The sequence below is a fragment of the Reyranella sp. genome, from assembly GCF_965279625.1.
Classification (GTDB): domain Bacteria; phylum Pseudomonadota; class Alphaproteobacteria; order Reyranellales; family Reyranellaceae; genus Reyranella.
Genome location: NZ_OZ257251.1, coordinates 2,687,607 through 2,711,723, shown reverse-complemented (window position 1 = coordinate 2,711,723; position 24,117 = coordinate 2,687,607). Strand labels below are relative to the sequence as shown.

Genomic DNA, 24,117 nt, shown 5'->3' with positions numbered 1-24,117 from the left:
TTGCATGCGCCTGAAACATCCCGACATGCGGCCCACGGGCGCGCCCATTCGAATCTCCTTCGACGGGCGCGATATCGAGGCGATCCAGGGAGAGACGATTGCCGCGGCGCTGGCGGCGTCGGGCATCGTCGCCGTCCGGGAGGCCCGCTCCGGTGCGCCGCGCGGCCCCTTCTGCGGCATGGGTGTCTGCTTCGACTGCCTCGTGACTGTGGATGGCCGCCCGAGCCAGCGGGCTTGCCTCACCAAGGTCGAGTCCGGCATGGCGGTGTCCTCCTCGCCGGTGGCGGGTCCGCCGACGGAGACGAGGACAGAGACTGCCGCGGCCGAAGAGGTAACCTGCGATGTGCTGGTGGTCGGCGCCGGTCCAGCCGGGCTGGTCGCGGCCCGCGCACTGGCCGTGGCGGGCGCCTCGGTCGTGGTTCTCGACGAGCGCCTTCATCCGGGCGGGCAGTACTTCAAGCCGCTGGCGCCGTCGCACGAAGCCGATCTGGCAACCCTCGACCGACAGTTCCGGGATGGCGCGGTCTTGCGGCAGTCGACGCTGGCGGCGGGTGTCCGGATTCTTAACGAGGCCACAGTCTGGTCAGCCTTCTCGGCCGGGGAAATCGCCGCCGTCGTGGCGGGGCAGGCGATGTTGTTTCGTCCCAAACGCCTGGTGCTGGCGACGGGCGCCTACGAGCAATCGCTGCCGGTTCCGGGATGGACCCTGCCCGGCGTGATGACGGTCGGTGGCTTGCAGACGCTCGCGCGTTCCTATCGCGTAGCGCCGGGCCAGCGCATCGTGATTGCGGGCAATGGCCCGCTTTGCCTGCAGACCGCGGCGGAGCTGATCGACGGCGGCGCGAATGTTGTTGCGGTGCTCGAGGCGGCGCGGCGGCCTGGTCTCGCGCAGTGGCGCGCGGTGGCGCGAGCCGCCGCAGCCGATCCCTTTCTCATCGCGCAGGGAGCGCGCCTTGCGGGGCGGTTGGGCAATCTCCTCCAGTGGGATTGCAAGGTGACGCGGCTGGCCGGCGAGGATCGGGTGCGTCGCGTCGAAGCCGGCGCGTTCGCGATCGACGCCGCCATCGTGGCGCTGGGCTACGGCTTTGCCTCCTCTTCGGAGATTGCGCGCTCGCTGGGCTGTGCGCATCGCTTCGTGCCGCGTGGCACCGGCTCGATGGAAACGCTGACGGACGGGGAGGGCCGCTCGAGCCTGCCGGAGGTGTTCGCCATCGGCGATGGCGCGCGGTTCGGCGGCGCGCAGGCGGCGATGGCGCAGGGAACCATCGCCGCTGCTTCCATTGCCAAAGACCTGGGCTTCGTAGGCATCAAGATCGAGGAAGCCCGGCGGACGTTGAACCAATCCCGTCGCTTCCAAGCGGCCTTGTGGCAGCTGTTCGACGTGCCGCCGCTCGATCTAGCAACGATCGAGGACGCCGCCATCATCTGTCGCTGCGAAGAGGTGACGGCGGGCGACCTGCGGACCCTGATCGCGGCCGGTCACGATTCGCCGGCTGTCCTGAAACGCAAATGTCGTGTCGGCATGGGACGCTGCCAGGGCCGTTATTGTGCGTCGCTGGTGGGCCGCCTGACGACGAGCGAGGTCGGCGAGTTCGACCTGTTCGCGCCGCGGCCGCCGGTCAAGCCCGTGCCGATCCGCGCGCTGACGGTCGAGCAGGGCGAGTGGGGCGGCCACAAGGAGTTCGTGCCGCCGGATATGTCGCGGCCGCGCGAGAGCGAGCCTCTGGCGACCGAGACGGTCGATACGCTGGTGATCGGCGGCGGCGTGGTGGGCTCGTGTCTTGCCTACTGGCTGGCGCGCGAGGGCATCGAGACGTTGGTCGTCGAGCGCGACGAGGTGAATCTCCAGGCCTCGGGCGCCAATGCCGGCAGCCTGCATGTCCAGCTCCTGTCGTTCGACTTCGGAGCCAAGGCCCAGGCCGGCGGCGGTCCGGCCGCGGCCACCTTGCCCTTGGGCCCGGCCTCCGTAGCGCTGTGGCGCGAGATCGCGACCGATACCGGCCAGGATCTCGAGATGAAGGTCATGGGCGGGCTGATGCTGGCCGAGACCGCGCGCGACGTGGAATTCCTCAAGGCCAAGATCGCGATCGAGCGTGCGCACGGCGTCGAGGCCGAGCTGATCGGCGCCAACGAGCTGCGCCGCCTCGAGCCGGGGGTGAGCGACGTGGCGATCGCCGCGGAATGGTGCCCCGGCGAGGGCAAGATCAATCCGCTGCTGGCCACCTATGCCGTGGCCGAGCGGGCGCGTGCCTTGGGCGCCCGCTTCCGCCGCGGCAGCGACGTGCAGGCGATCGAGCGCACCGGGCGCGGCTATCGGGTCGTCACCAGTCGCGGCGAGATCGCCTGCCGGCGCATCGTGAACGCCGCTGGCGCCTGGACGCCGCAGGTCGCCGCACATCTCGGCGTGACGGTCCCGGTCAAGGGCGCGCCCTTGCAGATGATCGTGACCGAGCCGGCGCCGCCCACGATCGAGAAGCTGATCGCCCATGCCGATCGCCATCTCACCCTGAAGCAGATGGCGTCGGGCGCCTTCCTGATCGGCGGCGGCTGGACGGCGGGTCTCGATGAAGGCCAACGCCTGTCGCGCGCGTTGCGCTCGAGCGTGGAGGGCAATCTCTGGATCGCCGGCCGGGTCATCCCGGCGCTCGCCGATCTCCATGTCGTGCGCATCTGGGCCGGCATGAACGTCAACGTCGACGGCGCGCCCATCCTGGGTGAAGTGCCGGGCCTGCCGGGCTTCTACAACTGCGTCGGCTCGAACGGCTATACGCTGGCGCCCGTGCTGGCGCGCCTGACGGCCGAGATGCTGGCCGGCCGCAGCACGAGCCTGTCCGTGGCGCCCTATTCGATCCAGCGCTTTAACTGAGGAGGGCTTTGCGTGGAAACCTCGACCAGGACGGCGCGGCAGCTCTACGAGACGCTGAAAGCCGATCCGCAGCGGCGCCGCTTCGGCTTTGGCCGCAAGCCCGCTTTGGTGAACGTCGATCTCCAGAACGCCTACACGCGGCCGTCCGAGTTCGCGACGGCCTACGAGACCGATCCGCGCCAGATCGAGCATGTGAACCGGCTGGCGCGGCTGCTGCGCACCCATGGCTGTCCGGTAATCTGGACCTACGTCGCCTATCTCGGCTCCGGCGAGGATTGCGGTGTCTGGGGAACGCGGGCCGACATGTCGGCTTCGTTGCGAAGCATCACGGCCGAGACCCGTCAAGCGCAGCTCGACGACCGCTGCGACATCGATCGCGACCGAGACATCGTCATGAACAAGCGCATGGCGTCCGCGTTCTTCGAGACGAACCTCGGATCGCTGTTCACCTATCACAAGGTCGATACGGTGATCGTCACCGGCGGCTCGACCTCGGGCTGCGTGCGCGCCACGGTGGTCGACAGCCTGTCCCGCAGCTTCCGCACGATCGTTCCGGAGGAATGTGTCTCCGACAAGCACGAGAGCCCGCACTTCGCCAATCTCTACGACATGATGGCCAAATACGCCGATGTCCTGCCGGTCGCCGAGGTGATCGATTTTTTGGAACGCTACGAGTCGGTTGGCTAGAGTTCTTGCGCCTCAGATTAACCAAACCCACCTCATCCTGAGGAGCCACGCGCAGCGTGGCGTCTCGAAGGATGGGCAACGGGCGTGGTGTGTGTAGCCCATGCTTCGAGACGGCTGCTGCGCAGCCTCCTCAGCATGAGGTGGTGTTGGGCGAAGCGATTAATTTCTGCAGAGAATGCGTCAATTGAAGATCGACGGATCGATCAGCGGCCGGCCGCGGGGGCGGGCGGCTTCGGGGCGGTCGCATTTCTGGAAGACGCCGCGGCCGGCCGAGCCGCTCATGCGGCCTTCCTCCATCACCACCTCGCCGCGCGACAGGGTCATCACCGGATAGCCGGTGAGTTCGCGTCCTTCGTAGGGCGTGTAGTCGCAATTGTGATGGAGGATCGAGTTGGTGAGGCTCACCCGGCGCTCGGGATCCCACAGCACGATGTCGGCATCCGAGCCGACCGCGATCGTGCCTTTGCGCGGATGCAGGCCGTAGATCTTGGCGGCATTGGTCGAACTCAGCGCCACGAACTGCTGCAGGGTGAGGCGGCCCTTGTTGACGCCCTCTGAGAAGAGCAACGGAAGCCGTGTCTCGACGCCCGGTACGCCGTTGGGGATCTTGCGGAAGCTTTGGGCCGCGCCCGGCAGCTTCTTGCCGCGCACATCATCGAATTTGAACGCGGCATGATCGGAAGAGAGGATCTGGAAGGTGTTGGCCGAGAGGCCGGTCCAGATATGCTCCTGGTTGTCGGTGCCGCGGGGCGGCGGCGAGCAGACGCACTTGGCGCCCTCTTCGCCGGGCTTCTCGAAATCCTCTTCGCTGAGAAACAGGTATTGCGGGCAGGTCTCGCCATAGACGCGCAGGCCGCGCGCCTGCGCACGTTGAATCTCGTGCATGGCTTCCTTGGCCGAGACATGGACCAGCAGCATCGGCACGTCGAGCAGCTCGGCCAGCGAGATGGCGCGGTGCGTGGCCTCGCGCTCGACGACGAAGGGGCGCGAGGTCGCATGGAACTTGGCGGCCGTCATGCCCTTGAGCTCGAGCCGCTCCGTCAGCCAGGTGATGCAGTCGGAGTTTTCCGCATGGATCATGAGCATCGCCTGCTCGCGGCGCGCGGCGGCCAGGGCGTCGAGCATCTCGCGGTCGGTCAGCTTCACGTCGTCATAGGTCATGTAGACCTTGAACGAGGTGTAGCCGTCGGCGACCAGGGCGGTGAAATCCTGCCCCATGATCTTTTCGCTGGCATCCGACAGGATCACATGGAAGGCGTAGTCGATCAGCGACTTGCCTTCGGCGCGCTTGTGATACTTGTTCACCGCGTCGCGCAGGGGCTGGCCCTTGTTCTGGTAGGCGAAGGGAATGATGGTCGTGGTTCCGCCTGCCGCGGCGGCGCGGCTGCCGCTCTCGAAATCGTCGCAGAAGACCGAGCCGTCCGCCGTGTCCTGGTCGAAATGGACATGCGCGTCGATGCCGCCGGGTACCGCAATCAGGCCGGTGGCATCGATTTCGCGCCGGCCCTTGTCGAGCCGTTCGCCCAGTGCCACCACGCGCCCCCCGACGACACCGATGTCGCCTTTCACCACGTCCGAAGCCGTGGCAATCGTCGTATTGCGGATGACGAGATCGTACTCGGCCATGTGTCCTCCCGGGGCGGCTTTGCGCTGTAGTATAGCAAGTCCCGTGCCCGCTCCTCGCCTCCCAGTCTGCGCCTAGACCGGGGGCGCGGCCCGGTCCAAACTCGCGCCAACAAAATGGGAATGGCAATGAAACGTTGGGTTGGCTCCCTGATCTCCGTGCTGGCCGCCGTCGGCCTCGGCGCGCTCGCGCAGGCACAGACCGTCGCCATCAAGCCGGCCGTGGTCTTCAGCACCGGCGGCAAGTTCGACAAATCCTTCAACGAGGGGGTCTGGCAGGGCGCCGAGCGATTCAAGAAGGAAACGAACATCGCCGTCTCGGAGTTCGAGCCCAGCAACGAGACCCAGTTCGAGCAGGCGCTGCGGCGCTTTGCCCAAAGGGGGCAAGACCCGATCATTGCCGTCGGCTTCGCGCAGGCGGTCGCTCTCGACAAGGTCGCCCGGGAATTCCCCAACATCCATTTCACCGTCATCGACAGCGTGGTCGACCTGCCCAACGTCCAGTCGGTCGTGTTCAAGGAGCAGGAAGGCTCGTTCCTCGTCGGCGTCCTGGCGGCAATGGCCTCGAAGACCGGCAAGATCGGCTTCGTGGGCGGCATGGACATCCCGCTGGTGCGCCGCTTCCAGTGCGGCTTCGAGCAGGGCATCAAGTACGCCAGCCCCAATGCCGAGCTGATCACCAACATGACGGGCACGACGCCTGCTGCCTGGAACGATCCGGGCCGTGGCGCCGAGCTGGCCAAGGGCCAGTTCGATCGTGGGGTCGACGTCGTCTATGCCGCCGCCGGCAGCACCGGGCTGGGCATCCTCCAGGCGACCAAGGACCGCGGCAAGCTGGGCATCGGTGTCGATTCCAACCAGAACCATCTGCATCCCGGCAACATGCTGACCTCAATGCTGAAGCGCGTCGATCTCGCGGCCTATGACAGCTTCAAGGCGGCCCGCAACAACGAGTGGAAGGGCGGCGTGCAGGTCCTGGGCCTCAAGGAAGGCGGCGTCGATTGGGCGCTCGACAAGGACAACGAAAAGCTCATCACGCCGCAGATGAAGGCTGCGGTCGATGCCGCTAAAGCCGCGATCATCTCGGGCCAGATCGTCGTCCACGACTATATGAGCAACAATTCGTGCAAGAGCTGACGGCCGACGCTGCCATCGAGCTTCGGCGAATCGACAAGTCGTTCGGCAGCGTGCACGCGGTGCGCGGCGCCTCGCTGCGGATCGAACGCGGCAGCATCACCGGCATCGTGGGCGAGAACGGCGCCGGCAAGTCGACCCTGATGAGCATCCTCTACGGGCTCCATCGGGCTGATGCCGGCGAGATCCTGGTCGACGGACGGCCGGTCGAGATGGCGAGCCCGCGCGACGCGATCGGCCACGGCATCGGCATGGTCCACCAGCATTTCATGCTGGTCGACAGCTTCACCGTGCTGGAGAACCTGATCCTGGGCGCCGAAGGCGGCGCGCTGCTGGCCGGCGGTTTGGCAGCGGCCCGGACGGAGCTGGCGCGGCTCGCGCACGAGTACGGACTCGCCATCGATCCCGATGCGCTCGTGGCCGACCTGTCGGTGGGCGAACAGCAGCGGGTCGAAATCCTCAAGGTGCTTTTTCGCGGCGCCCGCATTCTCATCCTGGACGAACCCAGCGCCGTGCTGACGCCGCAGGAGACCGACCGGCTGCTCGAGATCCTGCGCGTGCTGCGCGATCGTGGTGTCACGGTCGTGCTGATCACCCACAAGCTGCGTGAGATCCTGAGCGTGACCGACAAGGTGATCGTCATGCGTCAGGGCGAGGTGGTGGCGGAGCGGCGCACCGCGGAGACCGATATCGAGGACCTGGCCGAGCTGATGGTCGGCCGCAAGGTGCGCTTCGATCTCGACAAGACGCCGGCGCTGGGAGGCGAGACGAGGCTGGCCGCGCGGCACCTGTCGCTGGTCGATCGTCGCGGCGTCCGTCTGCTCGACGACATCTCGCTCGACGTGAAGGCCGGGGAGATCGTGGGGATCGCCGGCGTTTCCGGCAACGGCCAGAGCGAATTGCTGCAGGTTCTCGCGGGCATCCGGCCGCCGACCGGCGGCGAGATGGAAGCCTGCGGGCGCAAGGTCGATGCCGCCCATCCCGTCGATCCGGCCGAGATGCGCGCGCTGGGCGTCGCCCATGTTCCGGAAGATCGGCTGAGGCAGGGGCTGGTGCCGGCCTTCCTCGCGTCGGAGACCTCGATCCTCGGCTATCAGGATCGCGAGCCGTTCTGCCACAACTACCTCATGGACGGTCCCGCCGTCGGAAAGTACTGCGCCGACCTCATGGAGCGGTTCGACGTGCGGCCGCGCACGCCGGGCCTGCGCTCGTCGAACTTCTCCGGCGGCAACCAGCAGAAGCTGATCCTGGCGCGCGAGATGGCGCGCAATCCCAAGCTGCTGCTGGTCGGCCAACCGACGCGCGGCGTCGACATCGGCGCCATCGAGTTCATCCGCCGCGAGCTGGTCCGGAGCCGCGACGCGGGCTGCGCGGTGCTGGTCGTGTCGGTCGAACTGGAAGAGATCCTGTCGCTGGCCGACCGCATCCTGGTGATGTTCGGCGGCCGCATCGTGGGCGAGGTCGCGGCCGGCGAGGCCGACGAGCGCACGCTCGGCCTGATGATGGCGGGCGCCCGCGCCGCATGAGCGCCTCGCGCCGTCCGTTGCCGGGCTGGGTCGAGATCGGCCTGCTGCCGCTCGCCAACATCGCGATGGCGTTCCTCGTGGTCGGGCTCATCGTGGAGCTGATCGGCGTCGATCCGTTCCATGCCCTGAAGCTCCTGGTCCTGGGCGCCGTGGGTTCGTCGGAATCGATCGGCTACACGCTCTATTACGCCACCAACTTCATCTTCACGGGGCTTGCCGTGGCGGTGGCCTTCCATGCCGGCCTGTTCAACATCGGCGGCGAGGGGCAGGCCTATATCGGCGGGCTGGGCTGCGGGCTCGCCGTGCTGGCGCTCGACCGCTACCTGCCGGGTCTGCTGATGATTCCGTTCGCCATCCTCGCCTCGGCGGCGTTCGGTGCGGCCTGGGCCGCCATTCCCGCGTGGATGCAGGCCTGGCGCGGCAGCCACATCGTCATCACCACCATCATGTTCAACTTCGTGGCCTCGGCCCTGATGGTCTACCTGATGGTGAACGTGCTGATTGCGCCGGGCTCGATGACGCCGCAGAGCCGTGGCTTCGCCGCCTCCGCCGCGGTGCCGTCGATGCAGGCCGCGCTGCAGTGGGTCGGCATCGCGGTCGCGCCGTCGGCGCTCAACCTGTCGCTGCTGCTGGCGCTGCTGGCTTGCGTCGGCGTCTGGGTCTTCCTGTGGCACACGCCCTGGGGCTACGGGCTGCGCACGATGGGGCAAAATCCGGAAGCGGCGCTCTATGCCGGCACCAACCTGAAGCGCACCACGATGCTCGCCATGTGCCTGTCCGGCGCCCTCGCGGGCGGCGTTGCGGTCAACGAGCTGCTGGGCGTGCATCACCGTCTCGTGCTCGACTTCGCCGCCGGCTACGGCTTCACCGGCATCGCGGTCGCGCTGATGGGGCGCGGGCATCCGCTCGGCATCGTGCTGGCGGCGCTGCTGTTCGGCGCACTGCAACAGGGTGGTGCTGAACTCAATTTCGAAATCCCGAAGATCACGCGCGAGATGGTGGTGGTGATCCAGGGGCTGGTGATCCTGTTCTCCGGCGCGCTCGTCCATCTGCCGCGGCCGTGGCTGCAGGCGCTGTTCGCGCGAAAGGGCTGACGTGGAGGAAGCGCTCACCCTCGTCGTCGCGACGCTCGCCGCCACCCTGAGGGTTGCGACGCCGCTGGTGCTCTGCGCCATGGGCGGGCTGTTCTCCGAGAAGAGCGGCATCATCGATGTCGGGCTCGAAGGCAAGATGCTGATGGCGGCGTTCTTCGCGGCGGCCACCGCGTCGCTCACCGGATCCGCCTGGGCGGGGGTGGGCGCCGCGATCCTGGCCGCCGAGATGCTGGCCCTTCTGCACGGCTTTGCCTGCATTACCCATCGCGGCAACCAGGTCGTGAGCGGCATCGCCATCAACATCCTGGCGATGGGGCTCACCGTGGTGCTGGGCACGGCATGGTTCGGGCGGGGCGGCCAGACGCCGCCGCTTGCCGGGACGGAGCGTCTCAACCCGATCTTCTTCCCCGTCGCCGGCGACAATATCCTGGTCTACGCGGCGCTGCTCTCCGTCCCCTTTGCCTGGTGGGTGATCGAGCGCACCCGCTTTGGCCTGCGGCTGCGTGCCGTGGGCGAGGTGCCGCTGGCTGTCGATGCCGCCGGCATCTCCGTTTCGTGGCTGCGCTATCGGGCGGTGCTGATCTGCGGCCTGTTCGCCGGGCTGGCGGGCGCCTACCTCTCGATCGCCCAGAATGCAGGGTTCAGCCGCGACATGACGGCAGGGCAGGGCTTCATCGCCCTGGCCGCCATCATCTTCGGTCGCTGGCGGCCGTTGCCCGCCTTCGGCGCCTGCCTGGCCTTCGGCCTGCTCGACGCCACCGCCATCCGGCTGCAGGGCGTGAAGCTGCCTGGTGTGGGCGAAGTCCCGGTGCAACTGATCCAGGCTTTGCCCTATCTTCTGACCCTATTCCTGTTGGCCGGTTTCATCGGCCGCACCGTCGCGCCGAAGGCGGCCGGCGTGCCTTACGAGAAGGAGCATTGAGATGAACGACCTTCTCCACCTGGCGCAGCGGATGATGCTGCGCGCCCATGCCCCCTATTCGAAGTTCCATGTCGGCGCCGCCGTGCGCGCCGCGGACGGCTCGATCCATGGCGGCTGCAACGTCGAGAACGCCGCCTATCCGCAGGGGCTTTGCGCCGAGGCGGGCGCCATCGCGGTCCTGGTCGCGGCAGGGCACAAGCGCATCCTCGAATGCGTCGTGGTCGGTCCCGGCCCGGAGGTCATCACCCCCTGCGGCGGCTGCCGGCAGAAGCTGCGCGAGTTCGCGGGCGACGACGTGCAGGTCCATCTCTGCGGTCCTGACGGGCTGCATCGCACGGTGACCCTGGGCCAGCTCCTCCCGATGTCCTTCGGTCCGCAGCATTTCGGTTAGCCGTGAGCGACGTTCTCGAACGGGCCGCTCCGGGCTTTCGACCGAAGGTCGCGGTGATTCTCGGCTCCGGCCTCGGCGGCTTCGTCGAGGAGGTGACGGCGGTCGCCACCATTCCCTACGCCGACCTGCCGGGCTTCCCGCAGCCGACGGTCGGCGGTCATGCCGGCCGGCTGGTGCTGGGCCATGTCGGCCCCACACCGGTCGCCGTGCTGCAGGGCCGCGCGCATTACTACGAGCGCGGCCGGGCCGACGAGATGAAGGGCGCCATCGATGCGATGGCCCGACTGGGCTGTGAGACCCTGCTGCAGACCAATGCGGCCGGCAGCCTGCGGCTCGACATGCCGCCGGGCTCGGTGATGGCGATCAGCGATCACATCAACTTCGGCGGCATCAATCCGCTGTTCGGCGTCGGGCCGGGCGACAGCCGCTTCGTCGACATGGTCGATGCCTACGATCCGGCATTGCGCACGAAGCTGATGGAAGCGGCGCGGGCGGCCAACGTCGTGTGTCACGAGGGCGTCTACATCTTCTTCAGCGGGCCGAGCTTCGAAACGCCGGCCGAGATCCGCGCCGCGCGCGTGCTGGGCGCCGATGCCGTGGGCATGTCGACGGCGCCCGAGACCATCCTGGCGCGCCACGCCGGCCTCAAGGTGGCGGCGCTGTCGCTGATGACGAACTACGCCGCAGGCCTGGTGCCGGGTGCGCTGGGCCACGACCAGACGCTGGCGGTGGCGGCTGCCGCGGCGGACAAGGTGCGCCTCGTGCTGCGCACCTTCCTGGAAGGCTGCGCATGAGCATGCTGCCGCAGGAGGTCATCCGCCGGAAGCGCGACGGGCATGAACTCTCCGACGAGGAGATCGCCTTCGTCGTGCGGGGCATCCACGACGGCGGCCTGAGCGAGGGCCAGGTGGCGGCCTTCGCGATGACCGTGTTCTTCCGCGGCATGACCGTGCCGGAAAGGGTCGCGCTCACTCTCGGGCTGGCGCGCTCGGGCATCATGCTCGACTGGCGCGACCTCGACCTTCCAGGGCCGGTGCTCGACAAGCATTCGAGCGGCGGCGTCGGCGACAAGGTCAGCCTGATGCTGGCGCCGATCGTGGCCGCCTGCGGCGGCTTCGTGCCGATGATCTCCGGTCGCGGCCTCGGCCATACCGGCGGCACGCTCGACAAGCTCTCGGCCATCTCGGGCTACGAGACCCAGCCCGACATCGCCACGTTCCGCAAGGTCGTGCGCGAGGTCGGCTGCGCGGTGATCGGCCAGACCGACGATCTGGCGCCCGCCGACCGACGCCTCTATGCGACGCGCGACGTCACCGGCAGTGTCGAATCGATCCCGCTGCTGGTGAGCTCGATCCTCAGCAAGAAAGTTGCCGAGGGGCTGCACGGGCTGGTGATGGACGTGAAGTGCGGCTCCGGCGCCTTCTGCGACACCGAGGAGATGGCGCGCGACCTGGCGCGAAGCCTGGTCGATGTCGCCAACCGGGCCGGCTTGCCGACGGTGGCGTTGATCACCGACATGGACCGCGTGCTGGGGCGCGAGGTCGGCAACGCGCTCGAAGTCGCGGAGACCGTCGCGTATCTCACCGGCAACGGTGTGCGCGAACCGCGCCTGCACGAGGTCACGATGGCGCTGGCGGGCGAGATGCTGGTGCTCGGCAAACTGGCGGAGGATGTCGGCGAGGGCCGGGCTAAGGCCGAGGCCGTCCTGGCGGATGGCCGCGCGGCCGAGACCTTTGCCCGCATGGTCTCGGCATTGGGAGGTCCCGACGATTTCCTCGAACACAGCGCCCGCTATCTCGGCCATGCGCCGGTGGTGAAGGCCTGTACGGCCGAGCGATCCGGCCATGTCGCCGGCATGAATGCCCGCGAGGTCGGCATCGCCGTCGTCGAACTGGGCGGCGGGCGCCGCCACGCCGACGATGCCATCGATACAACGGTCGGCCTCACCGGGTTCGTCGATGTTGGATGCCAGATCCGGAGCGGCGAGCCGCTCTGCCTGGTCCACGCGGCCAGCGAGGCCGATGCCGACGAGGCGATTGCCCTGATCCGTCGCGCCGTCCGCATCGAAGAGGAGGCGCCGCCCGAGACGCCCGCGATCCTCGAACGGGTCGCCCTGTGATCGACCTCGACGCTTACGCGCGGGACGGTTTCGCGGTCCTGCCGGATTTCGTGACGGAAGCTGACTGTGAGGCGCTGAAGGCGCGGGCTGCCGAACTCGTGGCCGGGTTCGACCGCAGCGCTGCGCCTACGGTCTTCTCGACCGTCGATCAGGCCCATGCGCGCGACCGTTACTTCCGCGAGTCGGGCGGCGACATCCGTTTCTTCGTCGAGGCGGAAGCATCCGACCAAATGAACAAGATCGGTCATGCCCTGCACGATCTCGATCCGGTGTTCGACCGCTTCTCGCGACAGCCTGCGCTGGCGGCGCTTGCCGGGTCTCTCGGCCTTGAAGAGCCGCTGCTGCTGCAATCCATGTATCTCTTCAAGCAGCCGCGCGTCGGCGGCGAAGTGGGCTGGCATCAGGACGCCGCGTTTCTGCGCACCGAACCGCCCAGCGTCACGGGCTTCTGGATCGCGCTCGACGACGCCGACCGTGACAATGGCTGCCTGATCGCCCTGCCGGGCGCCCATCGCGGGCCGTTGCGGCAGTGGTTCGGCTATCGGGACGGGGACCTCGTCACCCGGACGATCGACGCCGCGCCGTGGCCGGACGTCGAGCCGATGGCGCTGGAGGTCCGGCGCGGCACCCTGATCGTCCTGCATGGCCTGTTGCCGCATGCCAGCACGGCCAACCGTTCGTCGCGGCCGCGGCATGCCTACAGCTTGCACCTGATCGATGGCCGGGCCGATTATGCGGCCGACAACTGGCTGCAACGCCCTGACCTGCCGCTCCGAGGATTTGCGTGATACCCAAGGCCGAAATCCACTGCCATCTCGAAGGCTCGATCCCGCCGTCGCTCGCCCTCGAACTGGCCAGGCGCAACGGTCTGGTGCTGCCGCCGAACCTGCTGGATGCCAAAGGCCACTACGCCTGGACGAACTTCTGGAGCTTCCTCGACGCCTACGACCGCGTCTGCACGGCGCTCAAGAAGCCCCGCGATTTCCGCGACGTCATCTACACCTACCTCGCCGGCGCGGCGCGCGAAGGCGCGGTCTATGTCGAGATGTTCTGTTCGCCCGAACGGCCGGCCGCGCTCGGCATCTCCTACACCCAGTGGCTCGAGGCGCTGGCGCAGGGCATCGACGATGCCCGCCGGGAATTCGGCATCGAGGGCCGCATCATCATCATCTGCATCCGCCATCTCGGGCCCGAGCGGGCCGAGGCGATGGTCCGCGGCATGCTGGTCGAGCCGCATCCCTATGTCGTGGGTTTCGGCATGGGCGGCGACGAGGCCAAGTTCGCGCCGGTCGATTTCGCGCCGGCCTACCGTCTGGCGCACGAGAACGGCTATGGCTGCACCGTCCATGCCGGCGAGGTCGTGGGGCCGGAGAGCGTATGGGCCGCGATCCGCGATCTGCCGGTGACGCGCATCGGCCATGGCGTGCGCTCGGCAGACGATCCGGCCTTGATGGAGGAACTGGTGCGGCGCGGCATCGTGCTGGAGGTCTGTCCGGGTAGCAACGTGGCGCTGGGCCTTTATCCCGACCGCGCCTCGCATCCGCTGCACCGGTTGATCGATGCCGGCGTGAGGGTCACGCTGAACTCCGACGATCCGCCCTTCTTCCACACCACGCTCGGGACCGAGTACGACCTCGCGGGTCTCGACGAGGAGCATTTGCGGCAGATTGCCCGCACGACCATCGAGGCGTCGTTCGCGGACCCGGCGACGAAGCGGCTGTTGCTGGAAAGGATATCGGGATGAGGGCACGCAACGGCCTGCTCGTCGCCGTTCTTCTGGCGGTGCTGTCCGGCGGAGGAGTCCGCGCCCAGGAAACGCCGCCGGCCAACGACCTGCTGCTGGCGACGCTGTGGACGCAGCGCGCCGTCGAATACAGGGCCAACGCGCTCACGGTGTACGCGCTGGCGCGTATCCGCCTCGACGAGGCGCTGGCCGACAGGAGCTGGACGGCCGCGCCGGCCGAGCAGAAGGGCGACTTCCAGACCCTGCCGCCCGCCATCGTGCTCGATGTCGATGAGACCCTGCTCGACAATTCGAAGTACCAGGTCTGGCTGATGCGGGCGGACCAGAGCTTCAGCACGAAGAGCTGGAACCAGTTCTGCGCCGCCCAGATTTCCGCGGCGATTCCAGGCGCCGTCGAGTTCACGAAGTACGCCGACTCGAAGGGCGTGAAGGTCTTCTACGTCACCAACCGCGGCGTCGAGACCGAGAAGGACACGCGCGAGAACATGGCGAAGCTCGGCTTTCCCCTGGGCGGCAACGTCGACACGTTCCTGATGCAGGGCGAGAAGCCCGACTGGACCGGCGCCAAGAGCACGCGCCGCGCGGTGATCGCCAGGGACTATCGCATCCTGCTGAACATCGGCGACAATCTGGGCGACTTCGACGACCGTTATCGCAGCAGCGAAGCCGACCGGGTGAAGGCGTTCGAGGCCGGCATGCCCTATTGGGGCAAGCAATGGCTGATGCTGCCCAATCCGACCTATGGCTCGTTCGACACGGCGCCGTACGGGCACGATTTCAAGAAGCCGCGCGACGAGCAGCGCAAGGCGAAGTGGGACGTGCTGGAGTCGTGGTCGGGGCCGGCTCAGCCGTAGATCTTCTTCAGCCTGCCATCGGCCCACTTCACGGCCTCCTCGGCCGGCATGCCCTGAACCGCTTTGGAATACATGTCGGAGATGACGTACTTCGACAGCGCTTCTGCGGCCCTCGCGTCCGGAGGGCCGGCGCGGCCCGGCGCCTGGCCCAGCTTCGCGGCGACCTTGAACGGCGTCATCACGGGATCGTCGGTCCAGGCCGCGTGGCCTTCCCATTTCTCGGTGCAGGGTGTCGAGAAGCCCTTCTGCGAGACGAACCACTTCTCGAAGTTCTTCTCGGCGTGGATCCACTTCAGGAAATCCTTCACGGCCTCCTGGTTCTTCGAATACTTCATCAGCACGTTCGACTGCAGCAGGTGCATGCCGAACCGTCCGGCCGGACCCGCCGGCAGCGGCGCGTGCAGGATGTCCTTGTTCATCGGCGCGCCGTCGGCCGTCCGGTAGCGCTCGGGCCGGCGCAACGTCTCGATGTAGATCGAGGCGCCGTTGAGCGTCGCCGAAATGGATTGGGACAGGAAGGCGCGGTTGTTGCCGGTATCGTCCCAGGTGAGGCCGCGCTCGTCGCAGGCGTCCTTCCAGAAGCCCTGCATGAACTTCACCGATTCGAGCGTCGCCGGCGAGTTGAGAACCACCTTGCCGGCGGGGTCGACTTCCATGCCGCCCCAGGACCACAGGTAGGGGTAAGTGAAGCTGGGCGAGTCGCCGAGCGTATGGCCCAGCGTCTGTCCGATCGGGCGCCCCCTGGCCTTGAGCTTCCGCGCGACGTCGCGATAGTCCGCCCAGGTCCCGGGGAAGAAGGTCGCGCCAACCTCTTCGAACCACGACCGGCGATAGGCGATCATGTTGCCGATCACCGCCCACGGCATGGCCATGAACCTGCCGCCGTTGCTGCACATCGTCCGGGCATAGGCGTACAGGCCGCCTTCCGCCTGCGCGACGGATTGGGCGAGGTCGGTGAGATCGACCGCGCTGCCGGCATAGAGATAGGTCTGTTCGTTGAACGCCATGACCAGGTCGGGGCCGGCGCGGGATCTGATCGCGGCGGTCACGCGCGGCTGCAGGTCGTTGCCGTTGGCCGTCTCCAGGACGATCCTGATGCCCAGCGCGCGCTCGGCTTCCGGCAGCAGCTCTGCCCGCAGCAGCGCGTCGGACGCGGGGACGAAGTCGACCCACTTCAGCCAGTGGACCGTCCGCTGCTGCGCCAGTGCTGGCATGCGGCCGGTCGCCAGGATGGCGGCCATCGACGCGCCGCCGCCGCCGGCAAGTCTCAAGAGGCTACGGCGTTTGGTTCGGGCCATGGTTGGTGACGGCTATTCCAGCAGCGAACGCAGCATCCAGGCCGACTGTTCGTGAACCGTCAGGCGCTGGGTCAGCAGATCCGCGGTCGGCTCGTCGCCCGCCTTGTCGGCCGCCGGGAAGATGCCGCGCGCGGTGCGCGCCACGGCTTCATGGCCGGTGACCAGGATGCTCACCATCTCGAGCGCCTTCGGCGGCTTGGCCGGGGCGTCGGCGAGCGAGCTCAGCTTGCCGAACTGGCCGTAGGAGCCGGGGGCGGGATAACCCAGCGATCGGATGCGCTCGGCGATCGGATCGACCGCGTTCCAGAGCTCGGTGTACTGGGTCATGAACATCGTATGGAGCGACGTGAACATCGGCCCCGTGACGTTCCAGTGGAAATTGTGGGTCGTCAGATAGAGCGTATAGGTATCGGCCAGCAGGTGGCTCAGACCGTCGGCGATCTTCTTGCGGTCCGCTTCCTTGATGCCGATCGAGATGGCGGGTGTCTTGGCCATGGGCTGCTCCTCTTGGGTCGGGCCGCGAACCTAGCAGCGTCCGCGTCGTCGGCAACCATACCAAAGGTCAGAGCAGCTCGGGATCGATGGTGAACAGGTCCTGCGCCTTGCCGACGCCGCGCAGGGCGAAGCGGCCGACCGAGACCAGGCGGGCGCGTTCCTCCGCGGGAAGGGCGTCGGCGAAGATCGAGGAGACGAGGACGGGCCGGTCGACCGAGCGGCACATCGAGGCGATGCGGCTGGTCTCGTTGACCGCCGGTCCCACCACCGTGAAGTCGAGGCGGTCGAAGCTGCCGATGTTGCCGTAGAAGACTTCGCCGATATGCAGGCCGATATAGGCGGTGGTGACGGGCTGTTCCGCGGCGAGGCGGCGTTCGTTCAGCTCCTTCATCCGGGCCCGCAGATTCTCCTCGGCCCGCAGCGCGCAGCGGCAGGCCTCAGCCGGATCGTCGGCGCGGAAGACCGCCAGCGTGCCGTCGCCGATCAGCTTCAGCACGTCGCCGCCGGCCTCGTGGATCGAGTTGATCACCGCCTCGGCATAGTCGTTCAGGAGCGGGATGATCTCACTGGGCTTGGCCGTATCGGTGATGGCGGTGTAGCTGCGCAGGTCGGAGAACCACAGCGCCGCCTCGACCCGGTCGGCGACGCCTCGCTGGATGCTGCCCTCCAGCACCCGCCGGCCGGCATCGCGTCCGAGATAGACCCGGACCAGCGTGTCGGCGATGCGCGCCAGGGCCGCGCTCTTGATCGCAAGCGCCAGCGCCGGCACCAGGCGGCGCAGGGCCACGATGTTGGCATCGCTGAAGCCCTCGGAATGGCGCGTCGACCAGGCCGAATAGACGCCGTCCATGTCGCCGATCTTGGTGTCGCCGGCAAAGCGGTGGATGAAGACGATGTAGTCGGTATGCCCGGCATCCTTCATCTCCTGGATGACAGGGAAGTCCGGCGCCTCGCCCAAGCCGATGCGGCGGCGCAGCTCTTCCTCTCCGGTCTGCAGCAGATGGAAGAAGGGGCTGCGTTGCCAGGATTCGGCGGCGGGACCGCCCTGGTCGGTGCGGGCATAGTCCGTGGCCGCTTCTTCCTCGACGGAATCGTCGCGCCAGCGGTAGATGCGGCCCTCATGGACGGGGTGCAGCGTGTCGATGAAGGACAGCGCGCGCGAGAGCATGAGGCCGGCTTCCCGGCACTTCTCACAGAACTCGCGCAGAAGCTGACCCTCGTCCAGGCCGTCGAGGCCGCGGCGAACGATCCAGTCGAGCAGGATATCGGTATCGAGGAGGGTCATGGGGCTATTGCCCCATCAACCCACGCGGTCGCGGAAATGACAAGCCGCACGATGGCCGGGAGAGACCTCGCCGAACGCCGGATACTCGGTCGTGCAGATATCGGCCCTCAGCGGGCAGCGCGGATTGAAATGGCAGCCTGGGGGCGGGTTGAGCGCGCTGGCGATCTCGCCGCGCGCCTTGGCGTCGGCGCTGATCGCGGCCCGGTGGAACGGATCGGGGATCGCGGCGATCAGCGCGCGCGTATAGGGGTGGCGCGGATTCTCGAAGATCTCCTGCCAGCCGCCTTGCTCGACGATGCGGCCGAGATACATCACCGCCACGCGGTCGCTCACATGTTCGACCACGCCGAGATCGTGGCTGATCATGATGTAGGACAGCCCCATCTCGTCCTTCAGTTCGAGCAGGAGGTTGATGATCTGGGCGCGGATCGAGACGTCGAGTGCCGATACCGGCTCGTCGCACAGCACCAGCTTGGGTTTCAGGATCAGGGCGCGGGCGATGCCGATGCGTTGGCGCTGGCCGCCGGAGAATTCGTGCGGATAGCGGTCGGCCTGTTCGGGGCGCAGGCCGACCTTGGCCATCATGTCGATGACGCGCGCCTCGACCTCGGCCTTGTCGGTGATGCCGTGCAGGCGCAGCGGATCGGCAAGCGTGCGGCGTACCGTCTGTCGCGGATTGAGCGAGGCGTAGGGGTCCTGGAAGACCATCTGGACCGTGCGCGCCATCTTCATGCGGTCGGGCGGCGTGGCGCCGGAAATCTGCTGGCCGTCGACGTTCATCGTGCCGCGTGTCGGCGGCAGCAGGCCCATGATGGCGAGCGCCAGCGTGGACTTGCCGCAGCCGGATTCGCCCACCAGGCCCAGGCACTCGCCGGGCTTCACGTCGAGCGTGACGCCGTCGACCGCCTTCAGCGTCTTGATGCCGCCGGCCAGGGCGTTGCCGACCTTGAAGTGGACCGCGAGGTCGTCGAGCGAAAGCAGGGACTCAGCCATGGTGATGGCACCTTACGAGGCCGTCGGCCGGCAGCGGCGTGGCCTCGGGCACGATCGTGCGGCAGACATCGGTGACGGCGGGGCAGCGCGGATTGAACCGGCAGCCGGCCGGATAGTTGGCGATCGACGGGACCACGCCCGAAATCTCGCGCAGCTTCTGGCGGCCGCGGCGCGCCCGCTCGCCGAGCCTCGGCAGCGAATCGATCAGGCCCTGCGTGTAGGGGTGGGTCGGCGTGGCGAAGATGGCGTCGGCCACCTGGCTCTCGACGATGCGGCCGGCATACATCACCGCGACCCGCTTGCACATGTTGGCGACCAGGCCGAGATCGTGGCTGATCATCAGGATGGCCGTGCCCTTGGCGGCGCACAGCTCGGCCATCAGGTCGATGATCTCGGCCTGCACCGTGACGTCGAGCGCCGTGGTCGGCTCGTCGGCGACCAGCAGGTCGGGACCGCAGGCCAGCGCGATGGCGATCATCACCCTCTGGCGCATGCCGCCCGAGAGCTGGTGCGGATAGTCCTTGATGCGCCGTTCGGGCGAGGGCACGCGGACCTGGCGCAGCGCATCCTCGGCGCGGTCCATCGCCTCGTTCCAGTTGGCGCCCTGGTGCAGCACGAACATCTCGGCGATCTGCCGGCCGACCGGCGACAGCGGATTGAGCGCCGTCATCGGCTCCTGGAAGATCATGGCGATGCGTTTGCCGCGCAGGCGGCGCATCTCGGCGGGCGAGACGTTCTGGATCTCCTTTCCGTCGAGGATGATCTTGCCGCCGGCCAGCGACAGCGGCCGGCGCAGCAGGCCCATCACCGACAGCGCCGTGATGCTCTTGCCGCAGCCCGATTCGCCCACCAGCCCGAAGGCCTCGCCGCGGCCGATCTCGAACGACACGTTTTCGACGGCATCGTAGGTGACGCCGTCGCCGGCCAGCGCGATGCGCAGGTTCTCGACCTTGAGGAGAGGCGTCGTCATGCGCGAGTCCTCATCCGCGCCGCGTGGTCGACTGCGGGTCGAGATAGTCGCGCAGGCCGTCGCCCAGCAGGTTGAGGCCCAGCACCGTGAAGAAGATGGCGAGGCCCGGAAACACCGAGAGCCAGGGCGCCGTGGTGATCTGGTCGCGGGCTTCCGACAGCATGCTGCCCCAGCTCGGGAAGGGCGGGCGGATGCCGAGACCGAGGAACGACAAGGCCGCTTCGGAGAGGATCGCGCCGCCCATGCCCAGGGTCGCGATCACGATCAGCGGCCCCAGGATGTTGGGCAGGATCTGGGTGAACATGATGCGCAGGTCGCCATAGCCCAGGATGCGCGCGGCCTGGATATAGCCCTGGCTCTTCAGCGACAGGACCTGGGCACGCGCGATGCGACAGGAATAGGACCAGCTGGTGAGGCCGAGCGCGATCACAAGGCTGAAGAGGCCGGGCCCGAGGATCGCCATGATGGCCAGCGCGAAGACCAGCGACGGGATCGCCAGCATCAGGTTGGTGAGGCCGCTCACCAGATCGTCCCACCAGCCGCCCCAGTAGCCGGCGGTGAGGCCCAGCGTGACGCCGATCAGGCTGTTGCAGACCTGGCTGATGATGCCGACGCTCAGCGACACGCGCGCGCCCCAGACGATGCGCGAGTAGATGTCACGACCCTGCGCGTCGGTGCCGAACGGAAACTCCCAGCAGGGCGGGATTTCGGCATTCATCAGGTTGGCGTCGAGTACCGGATCGGTCAGTGCGATCCACGGCGCCAGGAGCGCCGAGGAGATGGCGATGGCGACCAGGCCGCCGCCCACCCATAGGGAGGCGCCGCCCTTCAGGCGCAACCGGGGAAGCTTGAGGGCAATGCTCATCGGTACCGGATCCGGGGGTCGATCACGACATAGGCGATGTCGACCAGTGTGTTGATGACGAGGAAGAACAGCACGATCATCAGGATGCAGCCCTGGACCGTCGGCATGTCGCGCTGGAACACCGAGTCGACCATCAACGAACCGACGCCCGGCCAGGCGAACAGCTTCTCGACGACGACCGCCTGGCCCATCAGCGAGCCGAACTGCAGGCCGACGATGGTGATGACGAGGACCAGCGCGTTGCGCAGCACGTGCCATTCGACGACGCGGCGCTCGCTCATGCCCTTGCTGCGCGCCGTGCGGACGAAATCGGCATTGAGCACGTCGAGCACCGCGGCGCGTGTGGTGCGGGCGAGCAGGGCCATCGGGCCGACCCCCAGCGCGATGGCCGGCAGGATGAGGTTGCGCAATCCACCGTCGCCGTAGCCGAAGCTCGGCAGCCACTGGAGCTTGAGCGCAAACAGGTACATCAGCATCAGGCCGAACCAGAACTGGCTGAGCGAGAGGCCGGAAATGGCGCCGACCATGGCGGCGGTATCGACCAGGCTTCCGGGCCTGAGCGCGGCCAGGAAGCCCAGCGTGACGCCGACCAGGATGGCGAAGGTCATGGCCGCGAGCACCAGCTTCAGCGACGGCCAGATGCGCCCGGCCAGCATCTTGGTGACCGGCTCGCGCGTGCGGAACGAGGTACCGAGATCGCCCGTGGCGGTGGCCGCGACGTACTTGGCGAAGCGCTCGATCAGCGGATCGTCGAGGCCCATCTCCTTGCGCATGCGTTCCATGACCGCGGGGTCGATGGTCGAGCGCCCGTCCTCGTTCATGCCGGAGATGAAGCTGCCCGGCAGGACGGAGAAGAGCAGGAAGACGAGCGCCACAACGGCGAGCATCGTCGGGATGATGTTGGCGAGGCGGCGGCCAAGGACGAGGAGCATTTACTGAAAACTCCGGAGGCCCCTGCTCGAAATGCAGGGGACCTCCGACTTTCTATGTCGCCGGTTACTTGGCCGGGGAGCTGGCGTCGACCCAGATGTTCTCCGGGTACTGGTGCGTGATCTCGGTCGGGTTGGGCTGCAGGCCGTGGACCCACGGCTGGAAGGCCAGGACCGCCTTGTTGTAGTTGAAGAACCAGACCGGCGCCTCGTCATAGAGCAGGTTGTTGGCCTTCTTCAGGATCTCGTCGCGCTTGGCCATGTCGCCTTCCTGGGCGGCATCGTCGAGCAGCTTGTCGAAATCGGCATTGTTGAAGCCGGTGTAGTTGCAGGCCGTGCGCGGCGTCTTGGAGTAATAGCAGCGCAGGGTGGCGAGCGAATCAGGGCCGGTCAGGCTCGAGGCGATGAGCGACTGGTGATCGCCCTTCATCAGGATCTCGGTGAGCACCGTGACCTCGACCAGCTTCGGCTTGGCCTTGATGCCGACCTTCGCCAGCATCGGGATCACCGCTTCGACGATCGGCAGGCCCCAGCTCTCGTTCTGGCTGGTCGTCCATTCGAACTCGAAACCGTTGGGATAGCCCGCCTCGGCCAGCAGCTTCTTGGCCTTCTCCGGATCGTAGGGGTAGGGCTTGATGGTCTTGTCGAAGGAAGCCGACGAGGGCGGCAGCCAGCTGGTGGCGCGATAGGCCTTGTCCTTGACCAGGCGGGAGATGATCAGGTTGGAATCGATCGCATAGTTGATCGCCTGGCGCACCCGCTTGTCCTGGAACGGCTTGATCGAGTTCAGGTTCATGTGCATCGAGCGCGTGAACATCTCGGCCACTTCGAGGATGCCCTTGGAGAGCTGCGGATCGGCGCGATAGGCGACGTACTGCGCGGGTCCCAGGATCGAGGTGTCGATCTCCTTGTTGCGGAACGCGACGTCGCGGGCCGCGGCCTCGGCCATGATCAGCACTTCGAGCTTGTCGAGGTAGGGCTGGCCCGTCTTGTAGAATTTGTCGAAGCGGTCCATCGAGACGCGCGAGCCCGGGATGTGCTCCTTGAACTTGAAGGGGCCGAGACCGACCGGATTGGAGGCATAGTTGCCCTTCTCGACCTCCTCCTTCGGCAGGATCGCGGTCGAACCGCCGAAGAAGTAGTAGCCGGGGTCGACACGGTCGGTGATCGTCATCTCGAGCGTGTAGTCGTCGATCTTCTTCAGGCCGGAGATTTCCTTGGCGGTGCCCTTCTCGACATCGACCGCGCCCTTGATCAGGCGGACATAGCGGGCGCCGGGATAGCCCTTGCTGCCGTCCATGATGCGGGTGAAGGAGAAGATCACGTCGTCGGCCGTCATCTTGCGGCCGTTATGGAAGAAGGCGTCGTCGCGCAGCTTGTAGGTGTAGGTGAGGCCGTCGGCTGATGCGGAGACCGACTTGGCGAGCTCCAGCGACAGCTTGTTGGCGGCGGTGTCCCAGTTGTAGAGCGAGCGCTGCAGCGCCTTGCCGACGATGTCGTCCTGGGCCCGCGGCGTCACGTGCGGGTCGAGGCTGCCGAAGCTCGCGGCGTAGGGCGCGGTCATCCGAAGCGTGCCGCCCTTGCGCGGCGTCTCCTGCGCGTTCGCCGTGCCGGCGCCGATGACGGCGATCGCGGCGACCGCGAGCCATGCCAGTTTACGCATCAACCCATCCCCCTCGTGAACATTCTCGTTGGACCGCATTCCATCTTGCATTGTGCCTCCGTGCAAGAGGAATGCCTAAGCCGGCCGCAACCATGTCGAGAGAGTCGCATTACCCGAGCATGCAGGTGTCCGAGATCATGACCCGCGAGGTCGAGACGATCGCGCCCGATGCCTCCCTTCAGGCGGCCGCCGAGGCGATGGAAGCAATGGGCGTCGGTTCGCTACCTGTCTGTGATGGGAAGCGCCTCGTCGGGACGATCACCGACCGCGACATCGTCGTGCGGGCGGTGGCGGCCGGCTGGTCGCCGGTCGACGCCCTTGTGAAGGATTGCATGACCGAGGATGTCGCCTATGCCTTCTGCGACGAGGAGACCGAGGAAGTGCTCGAACGCATGAAAGTGCTGCAGGTCCGGCGTCTCGTCATCCTCGACCGCGACAAGAACCTGGCCGGCATCGTGGCCTTGGGCGACATCGCCACCGAGCCGGATGCCGCTGCGGCGGGCCGCGTCGGCGCCGCCATGGCGGAGATCTCCGAGCCGTCGAGGCCGCTAAAGTAGCCTGTTTGAATCCTCCCGACTGCGGAAGGATAAAATCGGCCCTCCCAACAACGACCTCACCCTGGGGAACACTCTGAAGGAGTGCGTCTCGAAGGGGGGGCA

22 protein-coding genes are annotated in these 24,117 nt (G+C 67.3%); 13 read left to right on the top strand and 9 right to left on the bottom strand.

The genetic code is table 11. The annotated features are described in order from the left end of the window. Positions 1-4: 4 nt before the first annotated feature. Both ACQY78_RS13240 and ACQY78_RS13235 read left to right on the top strand, forming a co-directional pair. A complete protein-coding gene (locus ACQY78_RS13240; RefSeq protein ID WP_428686146.1) occupies positions 5-2,866 on the top strand; it encodes an FAD-dependent oxidoreductase in 2,862 nt (953 codons plus the stop codon). A 12-nt stretch (positions 2,867-2,878) separates the two neighbouring features. Further along, positions 2,879-3,553, top strand: a complete 675-nt coding sequence (locus ACQY78_RS13235) for an isochorismatase family protein (RefSeq protein WP_428686145.1) — start codon at positions 2,879-2,881, stop codon at positions 3,551-3,553. 180 nt (positions 3,554-3,733) lie between these two features. Here the strand turns inward: ACQY78_RS13235 and hydA are convergent, their stop codons facing one another. Next, positions 3,734-5,179, bottom strand: a complete 1,446-nt coding sequence (gene hydA, locus ACQY78_RS13230) for a dihydropyrimidinase (RefSeq protein ID WP_428686144.1) — start codon at positions 5,177-5,179, stop codon at positions 3,734-3,736. Between the two features lie 126 nt (positions 5,180-5,305). Between hydA and ACQY78_RS13225 the strand changes: the two genes are divergently transcribed. Genes ACQY78_RS13225 through ACQY78_RS13180 form a run of 10 tightly spaced genes read left to right on the top strand, consistent with a single transcriptional unit; the run spans position 5,306 to position 14,960 of the window. Then, positions 5,306-6,313: a BMP family lipoprotein gene (locus ACQY78_RS13225; RefSeq protein ID WP_428686143.1), complete on the top strand. Its 1,008-nt coding sequence runs from the start codon at positions 5,306-5,308 to the stop codon at positions 6,311-6,313. Continuing rightward, positions 6,310-7,836, top strand: coding sequence for an ABC transporter ATP-binding protein (locus ACQY78_RS13220; protein ID WP_428686371.1), 1,527 nt, complete (start codon positions 6,310-6,312; stop codon positions 7,834-7,836). Before ACQY78_RS13225 ends, ACQY78_RS13220 begins: the two co-directional genes overlap by 4 nt. After that, entirely contained in the window at positions 7,833-8,930 is a 1,098-nt protein-coding gene (locus ACQY78_RS13215; protein ID WP_428686142.1) for an ABC transporter permease, read from the top strand. The genes ACQY78_RS13220 and ACQY78_RS13215 overlap by 4 nt, the downstream gene beginning before the upstream one ends. 1 nt (position 8,931) lies before the next feature. After that, positions 8,932-9,852, top strand: a complete 921-nt coding sequence (locus ACQY78_RS13210) for an ABC transporter permease (protein WP_428686141.1) — start codon at positions 8,932-8,934, stop codon at positions 9,850-9,852. 1 nt (position 9,853) lies between these two features. Continuing rightward, positions 9,854-10,243, top strand: coding sequence for a cytidine deaminase (locus ACQY78_RS13205; RefSeq protein ID WP_428686140.1), 390 nt, complete (start codon positions 9,854-9,856; stop codon positions 10,241-10,243). A 2-nt stretch (positions 10,244-10,245) separates the two neighbouring features. Next, positions 10,246-11,037, top strand: a complete 792-nt coding sequence (locus ACQY78_RS13200; protein ID WP_428686139.1) for a purine-nucleoside phosphorylase — start codon at positions 10,246-10,248, stop codon at positions 11,035-11,037. A gap of 2 nt (positions 11,038-11,039) precedes the next feature. Then, complete coding sequence (gene deoA / locus ACQY78_RS13195) at positions 11,040-12,362, top strand: thymidine phosphorylase (protein ID WP_428686369.1); 1,323 nt, start codon at positions 11,040-11,042, stop codon at positions 12,360-12,362. Further along, positions 12,359-13,150, top strand: coding sequence for a phytanoyl-CoA dioxygenase family protein (locus ACQY78_RS13190; RefSeq protein ID WP_428686138.1), 792 nt, complete (start codon positions 12,359-12,361; stop codon positions 13,148-13,150). Before deoA ends, ACQY78_RS13190 begins: the two co-directional genes overlap by 4 nt. Next, positions 13,147-14,106, top strand: coding sequence for an adenosine deaminase (gene add / locus ACQY78_RS13185; RefSeq protein WP_428686137.1), 960 nt, complete (start codon positions 13,147-13,149; stop codon positions 14,104-14,106). Before ACQY78_RS13190 ends, add begins: the two co-directional genes overlap by 4 nt. Continuing rightward, the gene (locus tag ACQY78_RS13180; RefSeq protein WP_428686136.1) at positions 14,103-14,960 is read left to right on the top strand and encodes a 5'-nucleotidase, lipoprotein e(P4) family; all 858 of its coding nucleotides are present in this window, start codon (positions 14,103-14,105) and stop codon (positions 14,958-14,960) included. Before add ends, ACQY78_RS13180 begins: the two co-directional genes overlap by 4 nt. Here ACQY78_RS13180 and ACQY78_RS13175 read toward each other — a convergent pair. From ACQY78_RS13175 to ACQY78_RS13140, 8 genes are all read right to left on the bottom strand, one after another. After that, on the bottom strand, positions 14,951-16,258 hold the full coding sequence (locus tag ACQY78_RS13175; RefSeq protein ID WP_428686135.1) for an ABC transporter substrate-binding protein: 1,308 nt from the start codon (positions 16,256-16,258) through the stop codon (positions 14,951-14,953). The two genes, ACQY78_RS13180 and ACQY78_RS13175, sit on opposite strands and share 10 nt — an antisense overlap. A 12-nt stretch (positions 16,259-16,270) precedes the next feature. Then, on the bottom strand, positions 16,271-16,753 hold the full coding sequence (locus ACQY78_RS13170; RefSeq protein ID WP_428686134.1) for a Dps family protein: 483 nt from the start codon (positions 16,751-16,753) through the stop codon (positions 16,271-16,273). Between the two features lie 67 nt (positions 16,754-16,820). Then, positions 16,821-18,038, bottom strand: a complete 1,218-nt coding sequence (locus tag ACQY78_RS13165) for an adenylate/guanylate cyclase domain-containing protein (RefSeq protein WP_428686133.1) — start codon at positions 18,036-18,038, stop codon at positions 16,821-16,823. A gap of 15 nt (positions 18,039-18,053) precedes the next feature. Beyond that, on the bottom strand, positions 18,054-19,031 hold the full coding sequence (locus ACQY78_RS13160) for an ABC transporter ATP-binding protein (protein ID WP_428686132.1): 978 nt from the start codon (positions 19,029-19,031) through the stop codon (positions 18,054-18,056). After that, on the bottom strand, positions 19,024-20,001 hold the full coding sequence (locus ACQY78_RS13155; protein WP_428686131.1) for an ABC transporter ATP-binding protein: 978 nt from the start codon (positions 19,999-20,001) through the stop codon (positions 19,024-19,026). Before ACQY78_RS13155 ends, ACQY78_RS13160 begins: the two co-directional genes overlap by 8 nt. Positions 20,002-20,011: 10 nt before the next feature. Next, a complete protein-coding gene (locus ACQY78_RS13150; RefSeq protein WP_428686130.1) occupies positions 20,012-20,866 on the bottom strand; it encodes an ABC transporter permease in 855 nt (284 codons plus the stop codon). Beyond that, on the bottom strand, positions 20,863-21,798 hold the full coding sequence (locus ACQY78_RS13145; protein WP_428686129.1) for an ABC transporter permease: 936 nt from the start codon (positions 21,796-21,798) through the stop codon (positions 20,863-20,865). Before ACQY78_RS13145 ends, ACQY78_RS13150 begins: the two co-directional genes overlap by 4 nt. Before the next feature lie 64 nt (positions 21,799-21,862). Then, positions 21,863-23,458: an ABC transporter substrate-binding protein gene (locus ACQY78_RS13140; protein ID WP_428686128.1), complete on the bottom strand. Its 1,596-nt coding sequence runs from the start codon at positions 23,456-23,458 to the stop codon at positions 21,863-21,865. Between the two features lie 119 nt (positions 23,459-23,577). Between ACQY78_RS13140 and ACQY78_RS13135 the strand changes: the two genes are divergently transcribed. Continuing rightward, positions 23,578-24,015, top strand: coding sequence for a CBS domain-containing protein (locus ACQY78_RS13135; RefSeq protein WP_428686127.1), 438 nt, complete (start codon positions 23,578-23,580; stop codon positions 24,013-24,015). The last annotated feature ends 102 nt before the right edge of the window (positions 24,016-24,117 follow it).